Annotated in this window: 13 protein-coding genes and 1 pseudogene; 3 read left to right on the top strand and 11 right to left on the bottom strand. The window is 61.3% G+C overall.

Translation table 11 applies throughout. From position 1 onward, the window contains the following. Positions 1–4: 4 nt before the first annotated feature. The 7 genes from ispC to rpsB all read right to left on the bottom strand — a co-directional run bounded on the left by ispC (position 5) and on the right by rpsB (position 6135). A complete protein-coding gene (gene ispC / locus ABT24_RS09325) occupies positions 5–1210 on the bottom strand; it encodes a 1-deoxy-D-xylulose-5-phosphate reductoisomerase (RefSeq protein ID WP_286737721.1) in 1206 nt (401 codons plus the stop codon). Further along, positions 1207–2049, bottom strand: a complete 843-nt coding sequence (locus ABT24_RS09320) for a phosphatidate cytidylyltransferase (protein ID WP_276730771.1) — start codon at positions 2047–2049, stop codon at positions 1207–1209. The genes ispC and ABT24_RS09320 overlap by 4 nt, the downstream gene beginning before the upstream one ends. Before the next feature lie 24 nt (positions 2050–2073). Then, positions 2074–2811 (bottom strand): polyprenyl diphosphate synthase, encoded by a 738-nt coding sequence (gene uppS / locus ABT24_RS09315; RefSeq protein ID WP_276709407.1) that lies wholly within the window; start codon positions 2809–2811, stop codon positions 2074–2076. A 66-nt stretch (positions 2812–2877) separates the two neighbouring features. Beyond that, positions 2878–3438, bottom strand: a complete 561-nt coding sequence (gene frr / locus ABT24_RS09310) for a ribosome recycling factor (RefSeq protein ID WP_013106387.1) — start codon at positions 3436–3438, stop codon at positions 2878–2880. An 87-nt stretch (positions 3439–3525) separates the two neighbouring features. Further along, positions 3526–4236, bottom strand: a complete 711-nt coding sequence (gene pyrH / locus ABT24_RS09305; protein ID WP_013106388.1) for a UMP kinase — start codon at positions 4234–4236, stop codon at positions 3526–3528. Between the two features lie 141 nt (positions 4237–4377). Further along, positions 4378–5256, bottom strand: a complete 879-nt coding sequence (gene tsf / locus ABT24_RS09300) for a translation elongation factor Ts (RefSeq protein WP_276730774.1) — start codon at positions 5254–5256, stop codon at positions 4378–4380. A 120-nt stretch (positions 5257–5376) separates the two neighbouring features. After that, positions 5377–6135: a 30S ribosomal protein S2 gene (rpsB, locus tag ABT24_RS09295; protein WP_013106390.1), complete on the bottom strand. Its 759-nt coding sequence runs from the start codon at positions 6133–6135 to the stop codon at positions 5377–5379. 428 nt (positions 6136–6563) lie between these two features. On the opposite strand from rpsB, the gene ABT24_RS09290 reads away from it, so the two are divergent. Next, a complete protein-coding gene (locus tag ABT24_RS09290; RefSeq protein ID WP_276730779.1) occupies positions 6564–7871 on the top strand; it encodes a DUF3422 family protein in 1308 nt (435 codons plus the stop codon). A gap of 88 nt (positions 7872–7959) precedes the next feature. On the opposite strand, the gene rlmB is transcribed toward ABT24_RS09290, so the two are convergent. Next, complete coding sequence (gene rlmB / locus ABT24_RS09285; RefSeq protein ID WP_276730780.1) at positions 7960–8688, bottom strand: 23S rRNA (guanosine(2251)-2'-O)-methyltransferase RlmB; 729 nt, start codon at positions 8686–8688, stop codon at positions 7960–7962. Further along, on the bottom strand, positions 8685–9380 hold the full coding sequence (locus ABT24_RS09280; protein WP_013123704.1) for an ABC transporter ATP-binding protein: 696 nt from the start codon (positions 9378–9380) through the stop codon (positions 8685–8687). The genes rlmB and ABT24_RS09280 overlap by 4 nt, the downstream gene beginning before the upstream one ends. Before the next feature lie 105 nt (positions 9381–9485). Here ABT24_RS09280 and ABT24_RS09275 point away from each other — a divergent pair, with 105 nt between their 5' ends. Both ABT24_RS09275 and mnmH read left to right on the top strand, forming a co-directional pair. Further along, on the top strand, positions 9486–10109 hold the full coding sequence (locus ABT24_RS09275; RefSeq protein WP_276730808.1) for an arylesterase: 624 nt from the start codon (positions 9486–9488) through the stop codon (positions 10107–10109). After that, the gene (gene mnmH, locus ABT24_RS09270) at positions 10106–11233 is read left to right on the top strand and encodes a tRNA 2-selenouridine(34) synthase MnmH (protein ID WP_276730782.1); all 1128 of its coding nucleotides are present in this window, start codon (positions 10106–10108) and stop codon (positions 11231–11233) included. Before ABT24_RS09275 ends, mnmH begins: the two co-directional genes overlap by 4 nt. Here mnmH and dusA read toward each other — a convergent pair. Beyond that, positions 11203–12252, bottom strand: a complete 1050-nt coding sequence (gene dusA / locus ABT24_RS09265; RefSeq protein ID WP_276730784.1) for a tRNA dihydrouridine(20/20a) synthase DusA — start codon at positions 12250–12252, stop codon at positions 11203–11205. The two genes, mnmH and dusA, sit on opposite strands and share 31 nt — an antisense overlap. A gap of 84 nt (positions 12253–12336) precedes the next feature. Then, positions 12337–12787: pseudogene (locus ABT24_RS09260) on the bottom strand (polysaccharide biosynthesis C-terminal domain-containing protein); the annotation flags it as partial.

Here is a 12787-nt window from a genome sequence, read left to right as displayed (position 1 = left end):
TGCGTCAGGCCAGTAGCGCCGCGCCGCCTCGCCCGGAGGGAGAGAGTTGCGCGACGCGCTGTTGCGCTTGGAGTCGCGTCTGGACGTCTAGTTCAGCCAGGGCCTCCAGGGAATCACAGCACGCGAATTGTGCACTTGCCAGCAAATCCGCATTGATCCGGTGAATATCGGTAAACCGGATGCGCTGATGAAGGAAGGCGTCCACGGCCACTTCGTTGGCGGCATTGAGCACGGCGCAAGCGCCCACCGGCATGCGCAGTGCCTCGAAGGCCAAGGCCAGGCCCGGGAACCGCTGGGGATCGGGTTGTTCGAAATCGAGCCGTCCCACGCGCGCCAGGTCGAGCCACGGCGCGCCCGAGGCCATGCGGGCGGGATGGGACAGGCCGTAGGCAATAGGGGTGCGCATATCGGGCTGCCCGAGTTGGGCAATCACCGAGCCGTCGTGATAGTTGACCATCGAATGCACGATGCTCTGGGGATGGATCAGCACCTCGATCTGTTCGGGCCGCATGCCGAACAGATAGTGCGCCTCGATGACCTCCAGCGCCTTGTTCATCATGGTGGCGGAATCGACCGAGATCTTCGCGCCCATGCTCCAGTTCGGGTGGGCACAGGCCTCCGTCGGCGTGACCGCCTGCAAGGTGTGCGCGGCACGCTGGCGAAACGGCCCGCCCGAAGCGGTCAGCACGATATTGCGCACGTCCGCCTGCCAACGGCTGCGATCATCGGGCAGACTTTGCTGAATGGCGCTGTGTTCGCTGTCGATGGGAATGAGATCGCCGCCTCCTTGCGCCAAGGCCTGCAACAGTAGATCGCCGGCGACGACCAGCGACTCTTTGTTGGCCAGCAGCAGCCGCTTGCCGGCACGGGCCGCGGCGAGGCTGGCCGACAGACCGGCGGCGCCCACGATGGCGGCCATGACCAGATCGACTTCGGGCGCGGCCGCCACGTCGTCGAGCGCCCGGGGGCCGCTCAATACTTCCGTCGGGCAATGCTCGGCGCGCAAACGTTGCTGCAGGCTGCTGGCCCCCTGCGCACTGCCGAGCACGGCGTAGTTCGGGCGAAATTCAAGACACTGCGCAAACAGTTTGTCGGCATTGCTGTGCGCTGCCAGGGCAAACACCCGAAACTGCTCTGGGTGCAGCGCCAGCACGGCCAGCGTATTGGCGCCGATCGAGCCGGTAGAGCCGAGGATGGTGACTGTTTTCATAGCGCTAGCAGCAGCAAGGCCAGGGGCAACACGGGCAAGAGCGCGTCGATGCGGTCCAGCACGCCGCCATGTCCCGGCAGCAACTTGCCGCTGTCTTTCAGCCCCACCGCGCGTTTGAGCAAGGACTCGAACAGGTCGCCCGCAATGGCAAACGCCAGCAGCACGACGACCAGAATCGCGAGCCCGAATCCGCCGAACTGCGTGTTGAGTCGCGAAAAATAATTGGGGTATATCGGCGCCAGACTCACGCAGACTGCAGCGTAGAACAGCGTGGCGATCAGAGCCGTCCAGGCCCCGGCACGGGTCTTGCCAGGGCTGATCGACGGCGCGAGTTTGCTGCGCCCCCAGGCCCTGCCGCCAAAGTACGCCGCAATATCCGCCACCCAAACCAGCGCCAGCAAAGACAGCATGAAAAGCGCGCCCTGCACGCGTAGTTGGACCAGCGCCAGCCAGGCAGCCTGCAACAGCAAAAAGCCCAATAGAGTGAGCGCCAAAGGATGACGCAGCGCCGCGGGCAGGCGGGCCTTGGGCAGACTCAGCCCCAACGCGAGCAACCATGCCATGCTGCAGGCCAGCCAGAACCAGCGCCAGGCTGAAGCCATCTGCCAGGCCTGCTGTTGCAGTAGCCAGAGCAAAGCCGCCGCAATCACCGCCCAGAGCAAAGCCCAGAAAGACAACGCGCTAAAGCCTTGATAGCCAGCCAGCCGCGCCCACTCGCCCATGCCCACAGCACAAAACGCCAGCGCCAATAGCGCAAATGGCAGGGGATCGCGCCAGAACAAGGTAGGCAGCAAAAGTGCCATCAACACCAGGGCGGTCAGGACGCGCTGTCGCAACATGATGCAGATGCGCCGCTCGCCGCCTCAGGCCGCGGCGGGCGATTTGGCCTCGGGAACGCCACCGAAACGACGCTGGCGGCTGGCAAAATCGGCCAGCGCTGCGTCAAAGGCTTCGGCATTGAAGTCGGGCCAGAGAATATCGCTGAAATAGAGCTCGGTGTAGGCCAGTTGCCAGAGCAGGAAATTGCTGATGCGATGCTCGCCTCCGGTGCGGATCAGCAGATCCGGGTCGGGCGAGTGCGACAGGGCCAGATGCCGCGCCAGCGCTTGCTGCGTAGGGGCCTCCTGCGCGGCAAAAAGGGCTTGTGCCGCCTGCGTCATGTCCCAACGCCCGCCATAGTTGAGCGCCACGTTGAGCACGAGCGTGTCATTTTGGCGGGTCAACGCCTCGGACTGGTCGATGAGCGCACGCATCTCGGCAGAAAAGGCCGACAGATCGCCCACCACATGCAACTGCACGCCTTGTCTGGCCAGTTCCGCAGACTCGCGCTGTAGCGCCTTGACGAACAGGTCCATCAAGGTCTGCACCTCCTCTGCCGGCCGCGCCCAGTTTTCAGAAGAAAACGCGAACACCGTGAGGTGCTTCACACCGATCTGCGCGCAGTGACGCACGATTTTTTTCAGCGCGTCAACACCGAATTTATGCCCGGAGGAACGCGGCAAGAACCTTCGCTGCGCCCAGCGTCCGTTGCCATCCATGACCACCGCCACATGGCGTGGCAGCGTGGAGGGGTCGCGCTTGGCGATGGTTTTCTTGCTCATGCCATCAATATGAGAAACACAGCTTGGAACGCCGATCAGAGCAGCGGAACAATCCGCTGGCTCCCGTCAGACCGCCATGATCTCCGCTTCTTTTTGTGCCAGTTGTTTGTCGATCTCGGCAATGCAGCGGTCGGTAATTTTCTGCACCTCGTCCTGCGCGCGGCGCTCGTCGTCTTCGGAGACTTCTTTCGCTTTGACGAGATCTTTGAGGCTTTGGTTCGCATCGCGGCGCAAATTGCGCACGGCCACCTTGGCCCCCTCGCCTTCTTGCTTGATGACTTTGACCAGATCGCGGCGGCGCTCTTCGGTCAGCGCAGGCATGGGCACGCGAATGATGTCGCCCTGCGTCTGGGGATTCAGACCCAGATCGGACTCACGAATCGCCTTTTCGACGGCCTGAACCATTTTCTTTTCCCACGGCTGCACGCTGATGGTGCGGGCATCGACCAGATTCATGTTCGCCACCTGATTGATCGCCATCATGGTGCCGTAGTAATCCACCATCACATGGTCGAGCAAGCCGGTATGCGCGCGTCCGGTACGCACCTTGGCCAGATCGAGCTTGAGCGACTCGATCGACTTGTGCATTTTTTCTTCGGTGTTTTTCTTGATCTCTGCGATTCCCATGATGCACTCCAAAAAACAGATCGGGAAAAAACAAAACCCGCTGCGCAAAAAGCAGCGCGGCGCGGGCCTCAAAGACTGCGATGGTAATCAGACGTAGACGTCCGTGCCTTCGTCCGCGCCTTGAACCACGCGCATCAGCGCCCCCGGCTTGAAAATGCTGAATACGCGAATCGGCATCTTCTGCTCACGGCACAGTGCAAAAGCCGTCGCGTCCATCACTTGTAAACGCCGCGCGATCGCCTCATCGAAGCTGATCCGCGCATAACGCTCGGCCTGCGGGTCTTTGGCCGGATCGGCGGTGTAGATGCCATCGACCTTGGTCGCCTTGAGCATGACCTCGGCGCCGACCTCGGCTGCACGCAGCGCGGCGGCCGTATCGGTGGTGAAGAACGGATTGCCCGTGCCGCCGGCAAAAATCACCGACTTGCCTTCCTCGAGGTACTGCAGTGCCTTGGGCCGCACATAAGACTCGACGACCTGGTCGATGGCAATGGCCGACATCACGCGTGGATTCAGCCCGGCGTGCTTCATGGCGTCGCTCAGCGCGAGCGAATTCATCACCGTCGCCAGCATGCCCATATAGTCCGCCGTCGCCCGGTCCATTCCCACAGCGCCCCCCGCCACTCCGCGGAAGATGTTGCCGCCACCGATGACTATCGCCAGCTGCACGCCCGAATGCACCACCTCGGCGATGTCCCGCACCATGGCCTCGATGGTGACGCGATTGATGCCATAAGCATCATCGCCCATCAGGGCCTCGCCCGATAGCTTGAGCAGAACACGTTTGTATCCGGACATGGTGACTCCTGGCGAGCGGTAAAAGAGGCGAAAAGGCCGAGTTGGAGAGGCTGCAAAGAAGCGAGACGACAAGGTGCTAGGCGACCGGTCCCAATCGATCCAATTGGCCCCAATCGGCCCCGGTCAGCCGGGCAACGGCGCTCAACCTTGCTTGGCTGCAGCCATCTGTGCGGCCACCTCTTCCGCAAAATTCTCCGACTTTTTTTCGATGCCCTCACCCACCACGTACAGGGTGAAGCCGTGCACCGTGGTGTTGGCGGATTTCAGCATTTGCTCGACCGTCTGCTTGTCGTTCTTGACGAACACCTGATCGAACAGCGAGACTTCCTTGAGGTATTTCTGCACCGAGCCTTCAACCATCTTGGCGATGATCTCGGCGGGCTTGCCCGACTCGGCCGCTTTTTGCGAGGCGATGGAGCGCTCTTTTTCGATCAGCTCGGCGGGCACCTGCGACGACGACAGCGCCACCGGCTTCATCGCGGCGATGTGCATGGCCACATCCTTGGCGGCCACTTCGTCGCCGGTGAACTCGACCATCACGCCGATGCGCGTACCGTGCAGATAGCTCACCAGCTTGTGATCGCCCGCAAAACGCTTGAAGCGACGAATGGTCATGTTCTCGCCGATCTTGCCGATCAGCTTGCTGCGGCGCGCTTCGATGGTTTCGCCATCGAGCGTCAGTGCCGACAGCGCCGCCACGTCGGCAGGGTTATGCGCCGCGATCAACTGGGTCAGGTCTTTGCCGAAGGCCAGGAAATCGTCATTCTTGGCCACGAAATCGGTTTCGCAGTTCAGCTCGATCATCGCGCCGGTCGTGCCGTTGATATAGGCCGCCACGATGCCTTCGGCCGTCACACGCGAAGCCGCCTTGCTGGCCTTGCTGCCGAGCTTGACGCGCAGGATTTCCTCAGCGCGATCCATATCGCCTTCGGCCTCGGTCAGCGCCTTTTTGCACTCCATCATCGGGGCATCGGTCTTGGCACGCAGTTCTGCCACCATGCTTGCGGTAATTGCCGCCATTGTTGAACTCCTTGAAATCGAAACTAGAAACGCAGTTGAAAAAAAGGGGCTGTGTATCGCAGCCCCGGGGTGTTTCAGGCCGGTGAATCGGGCCGTTGCAGCAGGATCATCTTGGCCCCGTCAAGCGGCAGGCGCGTCTTCCTGAACTTCGACGAATTCTTCTTCGCCCTCGGAGACGGCTTGCACGACTTCATTGACCGCGTCGTTCTTGCCTTCCAGGATGGCATCGGCCATGCCCTGCGCGTACAGCATCACGGCTTTGGCCGAGTCGTCGTTGCCCGGAATGATGTGAGTCACGCCCAGCGGGGAATGGTTGGTGTCGACCACACCGATCACCGGAATGCCCAGCGTCTTCGCCTCGGCGATGGCAATCTTGTGGTAGCCCACATCGATGACAAAAATCGCATCGGGCAGAGCCGCCATATCTTGAATGCCGCCGATGGACTTTTCCAGCTTATCCATTTCGCGCTGGAAGGTCAGCGCTTCTTTTTTGCTCATCTGCTCGAGCACACCCTCGGCCGCCTGGGCCTGCATGTCCTTGAGCTTCTTGATCGAGGTCTTGACCGTCTTGAAGTTGGTCAGCATGCCGCCGAGCCAGCGCTGGTCGACATAGGGCATGCCGCAACGCTCGGCCTGCTCACGCACAATTTCACCCGCCTGACGCTTGGTGCCGACGAACAGAATGGTGCCGCGGCGCGCAGCCAGTTGGCGAGCGAACTTCGCCGCCTCCAAGTACATCGGCAGCGTCTTTTCGAGGTTGACGATATGGATTTTGTTGCGATGGCCGTAGATGTACGGGGCCATCTTGGGGTTCCAGAAACGGGTTTGGTGACCGAAGTGCACCCCGGCTTCCAGCATTTGACGCATTGAGACTGACATAAAGTTTCCAATCCAAGTTGGGTCTGAAATCCGGCTCTGATTGGCACGCCGCCCAAATTCTCCAGTGCAAGCACCGGGTAACTTCGGCAGCGGCTCAACACCTGGTTGAGTCGGTTTGCGGGTGGTTTGCGCCACAGTTTGAGCCACACAATGACCTCGTGCTGAATTTTGAGCGATCCGTCAAATCACTCCCTCATTCGCGTTGGTAGCATGGCGCGCTCTGTGCTTCTGTTTTGTGCTGCTTGATGCCGGGCTAGTCACTTTTTGTTGCGCTGGCCCGGTGCTTTCTGAACGCTTTTTATGCGTTTATTTCGCACCGCACAAAACCCGAGCATCATAGCAGACTTCCGCCCACCCAGACCGACTCACGGGCTCGGCCCCGTCCTGCGTCCTCCACTCTTTCTTTTTCAGCTCGCCGCTCGTCTCTTATGTCCGAACATCCTTTGCGTCAGCAGCTTCACAACGAGATCCACGCCCGCCCGTTCGAGCGAGTGGGTGCGCCGGCGCAGGTCAGCCATCAAGTGATGCTGGTCAGCCCGTCCGAGTCGCAACAGGCGTTCGAACACCTCAGTGAACTGCTCGGCAATCTGCACCTGCCGCCGCCAGCAATGGGCAGCATGTTTCACACGGAGCAGATCGGCCCGGTGCGCCTGCGCTGGGAGCGCCACGGCGAGTTCGTCAGCTACACCTTCATTACGCATGAGGTCCTCGGCCCGGAAGATCCGTTGTTTGAACGCTGCGCCTGCGACCGCGTTTCGGCGGAATGGCTGGCGCGCATTCCGGGGCAACGCCTGTGCGCCAACCACGTCGCCGTCATGCCCGAGGGCGAACTGGGCTGCGACACCCTGCCTGATTTCTCCGCGGTGCTGGACATCGATGCGCTGGTCGGGTCGGACGTGGCCGACGGGCATGCACAGGTCTTCACCGATCTGCGCATCGCACCCGACGGCTTTACCCGCTTCATTGTGTTGAGCAAGGCCATGTCGGCGCGGCGGCGCGGGCGACTGGTGCAGCGCCTGCTCGAAATCGAGACTTATCGCCTGCTGTCTTTGCTGACGCTACCGGTCGCTCGCGAACTCACCCCCCAACTCAACCGATACGAGCAGGATCTGGTGAGCATCATGGACGCCATCGGCAGCAACGGCGGCGCCGAAGACGCCGAGCCGAATCGCGACCACAAAACCCTGGATCGTCTGACTTTGCTGGCGTCTGCCGTGGAAGGCGTCTATGCCGCTTCTCACGGCCGGTTTACCGCGGCGAATGCGTACTACGACCTGGTCAACCGGCGTGTGACTGAACTGCACGAAAAACCGATTTTCGGCCTGCAGACCATCGGGCAATTCCTAGAGCGTCGGCTGGCGCCCGCGATGCAAACCTGCGCCTGGGCGGCACGGCGACAGCAGGCGCTTTCCGAGCGGGTTTCACGCTGCAGCAACCTGCTTCGCACACGGGTGGAAGTGGCCATGCAGCAGCAAAACCGCAGTTTGCTGGCGTCGATGAACCGTCGGCAGTTCCTGCAACTCCGCCTGCAGCAGACGGTCGAGGGCCTGTCGGTCGCCGCGATCACGTACTACATGGCCTCGCTGGTGGGCCATTTGTTCGAAGCGGCCGAACCCTGGCTGCACATCAAGCCCAAGCTGGCCGAGGGCATTTCCATCCCGATCATCGCCCTGATTGTCTGGATTGCGCTGCAGCGCATGCATCACCGTTTGGAGCGCGCCAGCGAAGCCCGATAGATCAGGCTCAAGACAAAACGCCGGGCCGTCCCAAGTTTTCTTGACCCCCACGGGGGGCGGGTTGGGCGAAGCCCGGCCCCGGGGGCATTCATACGCGCCGTTGACGCACGGCCTCGTAAAGACAAACCCCGGCGGCGACGGAGACGTTGAGGCTCTCCACTGCGCCGAGCATGGGAATCTGCAGGAGCTGATCGCAGGTATCGCGCACCAGACGGCGCATGCCGGCGCCCTCGGCGCCCATCACCAGCACCGCGGGCTGCGTCCAGTTGGCGGCGTAGACATCGTCGGTCGCGGCCTCGTCAGTACCCATCACCCACAGGCCACGATCCTGCAATTCGCCTAGGCTGCGCACCAGATTGGTCACCATGAGATAGGGCACGGTTTCCGCCGCGCCGCTGGCCACGCGAGCCACGGTGGGGTTGAGTCCGACCGCGCGATCTTTCGGCGCAATGACCAGATGCACCCCCGCCGCGTCGGCAGTACGAAGGATGGCGCCGAGGTTGTGCGGATCGGTCACGCCATCGAGCGCCAGCACCAGCGGCGCGCCCTCCACGGCATCGAGCACGGCGTGCAGGTCGTGCACAGTCGGCAAGTCATCGACCTGCGCCACCACGCCCTGATGACGGTCGGTGCCCGCCAGCGCAGTCAGGCGCTCGGCGCTGAGGGTTTTCAGCTCCACGCCCGAGGCCTCGACTTTGCGCAGAAACTGCTGCATGCGCGCATCGCGCCGACTGGCATCGACATACACCGCGTGCACCGACGCAGGGGCCGCACGCAGGCGCGCGCCCACCGCGTGAAATCCGTAGAGCGGCTTCATGCAGCCACCGCCTGGGGTTGTTCGGTCAAGTGACCGGCGTGCATGGTGCACACGCGGTCGCAGCGTGCGGCCAGCGCCGGATCGTGTGTGACCAGTACCAGCGTTGCCTCCATTTCGGCGCGCAGCCGGAACATCAAATCCATGATGCGCTCACCTGTGGCCGCATCGAGATTGCCCGTTGGCTCGTCGGCCAAGACCAGCCGGGGTCGGCCCACGAAGGCGCGGGCCAGGGCAACGCGCTGTTGCTCACCGCCTGACAGCAAGGCCGGGCGATGATGCAGGCGCTGGCCCAGACCCACGGCGTGCAGCAAGGTCGTTGCGGCGTCCACCGCGCCGTGAGCGCGCCCGGAAATTTCCAGAGGCAGCACCACGTTTTCCAGCGCGGTGTAGTGGTCGATGAGCTGAAAATTCTGGAACACGAAGCCGATTTTCTGCGCCCGCAGATCGGCCCGGCCGTTCTCGTCGAGGCTGTCGAGATCAACGCCGTCGATCCACACCTGACCTGTGCTGGGCCGATCCATGCCGGCGAGCAAAGCCAGCAGCGTGGATTTCCCCGAGCCCGAGGCGCCAGTAATGGCCACACTCTGTCCCGCAGGAACTCGCAGTTGCACCGCGTGAAGAATGGTCAGGGCGTCGCCGACATCGGAAACGGTCTTGCCCAGATCCTGCGCGACAATCACATCGACCGTCATGGAAGCCTTGTTATGAAAAATGGAAAGCCGCTGATTGTAGAAAGCCCGTCCCCGCTGTCGCGGCGCAAGGTCTTGGGGCTTATGGTGTCGGCGCTGACGGCGGACATGGGGCTAGCCGGCGCCGCGCGGGCCGCCATACCGCCTGTATCCACGCCCATAGCCACTCTGCTCGTGGTGGGCGACAGCCTGTCTGCCGGATACGGGCTGGAGACGGGAAAAGGCTGGGTCGATCTGCTGCGCCAGCGGCTCGAAGCCAAAGAGCCGCGCTGGAGCGTGATCAACGCCAGCATCAGCGGCGACACCACAGCGGGCGGGCTGGCCCGGCTGCCCGCCCTGCTCGCGCGCGACAAGCCGCGCGTGGTCATCATCGAGCTGGGCGGCAACGATGCCCTGCGCGGTCTTTCCCTGCAGCAAACGCAGAACAATCTGAGCCGTATGGTCGCATTGTGCAAAAAGGCGGGCGCGCGTGTTTTGCTGGTCGGTATGCAAATTCCGCCAAACTACGGCCCGGCGTACACCGCGCGTTTTGCGGCTGTGTTTCCGGCGGTTGCAAAATCGCAGCGTGTGGCGCTGGTCCCGTTTCTGCTTTCTGGCGTCGTCGGCCATCCCGATTGGTTTCAGTCCGACAACATTCACCCCACCGCACAAGCGCAACCCACCATGCTCGATACCGTCTGGCCGCACCTCGCCCCTTTGCTGGCCCTGCCTGCCGCGAGATCGGCGCCATGAATCCCCGCGTCATGGATGCGGCAGAAGCGCTGCAGAAGCTACAGTCTTTCAGCGCCGTGATCGATGTGCGCAGCCCGTCGGAATTCGCGCTCGATCACATGCCGGGCGCCCAAAACTGGCCGGTGCTCGACGACGCCGAGCGCGCCGAAGTCGGCACGCTTTACGCCCAGGTCGATCCCTTCGTGGCCAATAAGCGCGGCGCCGCGCTGATCGCCCGCAACATCGCCAACCACATCGAGGCGCATGCGGCCGAGTTGCCCAAATCCTGGACGCCTCTGGTGTACTGCTGGCGCGGCGGCAACCGCTCGGGCGCGATGGCCCACATTCTGGCGCGCATCGGTTTTTCCGTGGTGCTGGTGCAGGGCGGTTATCGGTCTTTGCGCCGCGCCCTGCGCGCCGATCTGGAGCAACGGTCCGGGCAACTTCAATTTCACGTCATCTGCGGCCGCACCGGCTGCGGCAAGAGCCGTCTGCTTCAATCATTGCGTGAGGTCGGGGCGCAAGTGCTCGATCTCGAGGCGCTGGCACAGCATCGAGGTTCCGTGCTGGGCCTGGAGCCGGGTGAAACGCAGCCCTCGCAAAAATTGTTCGAGACCCGCGTGTGGGCCGATCTGCGCCGCTTCGATCCGAACCGCCCGGTATTTGTCGAGGCAGAGAGCAAAAAGATTGGCGCCCTTCACGTACCGGATGCGCTGATGGAGCAGATGCGCCAGGGGCATTGCATCACCCTGGAGCTCGAAACCAACCTGCGCGTTGCGCTGTTGCTAGCCGACTACGCCCAGTTGTCTGCCGATCGCCCCCTGCTGTTGCAGCGCCTAGCCAGCCTGCGCGCCTTGCGAGGCGCCGAAACCGTCGAACGCTGGCAGGAACTCATCGCACAAGGCGAGCTTGCCGCTTTCACCGCAGACATCCTGCAGCACCACTACGACCCGAGCTACACCCGGTCGATGTCCAACCATTTTCGGGCGTTCGACGCCGCGCCTGTCGTCGCGCTCAAGGACATTGACGGAGAGTCTTTCCGCGACGCCGCGCTGAAGGTCGTCGCACTGTCAACCGCAGAAATCGATTCAGAATCGCACGCCAGGGCGAGCGTTCAGACGCAAGCCGAAGCCGTTAACGGTTGACCGGGTTGGCTGGGTTGATTTGACTCCATCGCTTCGTCGAGTTCGGCCGACAGGCGGGCGCGTCTGGCCGTCGCAAATAGCTCAGGCACCGACAGCGTGGACAACAAACTCGAATCACTCAACACTTGCCGCCAGCGACGCCCACCGGGTTGCCCCTTCCACAAATTGAGCATATGCCGGGTGATCGCCTGCGGATGCAAGCCCTTTGCCTTCCACGCCGCGATGTAAGCGCCCATTTGCTCTTCGACGATTTCGCGCTCAGGTGCAGCCGAATCGGCACTCCCCAGAAATTCTTGATCCCAAGTCGCCAGACTCCACGGGTCTTGATAAGCCGCCCGCCCCACCATCACGCCAGACACCTGCGGCAACCACTCGCGAATCTGCTGCCCCGTCTTGATGCCTCCATTGAGCACAAAGGCTAGTTCTGGAAAGTCGCGCCGCAACTGCAAAATAAACTCTGGTCGCAGCGGAGGAATATCGCGGTTTTCCTTCGGGCTAAGGCCATCAAGCCATGCGGAACGGGCATGCACGATGAACGTCTCACAACCGCCTTGCGACACCGTTCCCACAAAATCGCGCACAAAACCGTAACTATCCTTATGGTCGACACCAATGCGGTGCTTGACCGTAACCGGGATCGTGACTGAAACCGCCTCCACCATGGCAGCAACCGAATCGCGCACCCGCGAGGGTTCAGCCATCAAACAAGCCCCAAATGCCCCGCGCTGCACCCGAGGGCTGGGGCATCCACAGTTCAGATTGATTTCGTCATAACCCCATTCGAGTGCCAGTTTGGCGCAACGGGCCAGATCAACTGGCTCACTACCGCCTAACTGCAGCGCAACAGGGTGCTCATGCGAACTGTAATCAAGATGCCGCGCCACGTCTCCATATAGCAACGCCCCAGTCGTCACCATTTCCGTGTAAAGCAAAGCTCGCTGTGTAATCAGACGATGAAAATAGCGGCAATGTCGATCCGTCCAATCGAGCATCGGGGCAATGGAAAGCGCAGAAGGCATCAGTGAGAAAATTCAGAAAAAGAACAGAAAAAATAATATCATCAAGGTGAATATTAAAATCGTACATCCAGCACATACAAAAACTTATCGCGCCCTCATCAACTTTGCAACACCTTGTCGCAATAGATTTCGCACCTGCCGGTCAAAAATAATAATCAAAGCACCATACACAACCGCCCCGACAATAATTTGAGAAAAAATTCGAAAAACCAGATCCGGCGGATCAATATAAACCACTACACCATACATTATTAGAGTGAATGACCCATATTTTAATACATCAAACCACGGGATGCTTATTTTTACAACTTTACGGCCATAATAAGCCGCCATGACAGTGTACAAGATGTAGCTGACCAGGGCAGCAAAAGCAGCCCCCTCAATACCGAATGGGCGAACAAGCAGAACTGTCAATACAATATTTACGGCAGCGGCCGTCAATACCGAATACATGACGACTTTAGTTAGTTTATTGATGTAGATTCCGGCACTAAAAATTGGAGTCCCACCAGAAACAAGCATGCCCCCAACGATA

The organism is Thiomonas sp. SCN 64-16, from assembly GCF_001725585.1.
In the GTDB taxonomy this organism is placed as follows: Bacteria; Pseudomonadota; Gammaproteobacteria; order Burkholderiales; family Burkholderiaceae_C; genus Thiomonas; species Thiomonas arsenitoxydans.
The sequence above is the reverse complement of the archived record's forward strand: the minus strand, read 5'-3'. Positions and strand labels throughout refer to the sequence as shown.

Coding starts and splice junctions, on each gene's coding strand:
- ispC (WP_286737721.1), bottom strand. CDS start 1,210: ATGAAAACAGTCACCATCCTCGGCTCTACCGGCTCGATCGGCGCCAAT.
- ABT24_RS09320 (WP_276730771.1), bottom strand. CDS start 2,049: ATGTTGCGACAGCGCGTCCTGACCGCCCTGGTGTTGATGGCACTTTTG.
- uppS (WP_276709407.1), bottom strand. CDS start 2,811: ATGAGCAAGAAAACCATCGCCAAGCGCGACCCCTCCACGCTGCCACGC.
- frr (WP_013106387.1), bottom strand. CDS start 3,438: ATGGGAATCGCAGAGATCAAGAAAAACACCGAAGAAAAAATGCACAAG.
- pyrH (WP_013106388.1), bottom strand. CDS start 4,236: ATGTCCGGATACAAACGTGTTCTGCTCAAGCTATCGGGCGAGGCCCTG.
- tsf (WP_276730774.1), bottom strand. CDS start 5,256: ATGGCGGCAATTACCGCAAGCATGGTGGCAGAACTGCGTGCCAAGACC.
- rpsB (WP_013106390.1), bottom strand. CDS start 6,135: ATGTCAGTCTCAATGCGTCAAATGCTGGAAGCCGGGGTGCACTTCGGT.
- ABT24_RS09290 (WP_276730779.1), top strand. CDS start 6,564: ATGTCCGAACATCCTTTGCGTCAGCAGCTTCACAACGAGATCCACGCC.
- rlmB (WP_276730780.1), bottom strand. CDS start 8,688: ATGAAGCCGCTCTACGGATTTCACGCGGTGGGCGCGCGCCTGCGTGCG.
- ABT24_RS09280 (WP_013123704.1), bottom strand. CDS start 9,380: ATGACGGTCGATGTGATTGTCGCGCAGGATCTGGGCAAGACCGTTTCC.
- ABT24_RS09275 (WP_276730808.1), top strand. CDS start 9,486: ATGGGGCTAGCCGGCGCCGCGCGGGCCGCCATACCGCCTGTATCCACG.
- mnmH (WP_276730782.1), top strand. CDS start 10,106: ATGAATCCCCGCGTCATGGATGCGGCAGAAGCGCTGCAGAAGCTACAG.
- dusA (WP_276730784.1), bottom strand. CDS start 12,252: ATGCCTTCTGCGCTTTCCATTGCCCCGATGCTCGATTGGACGGATCGA.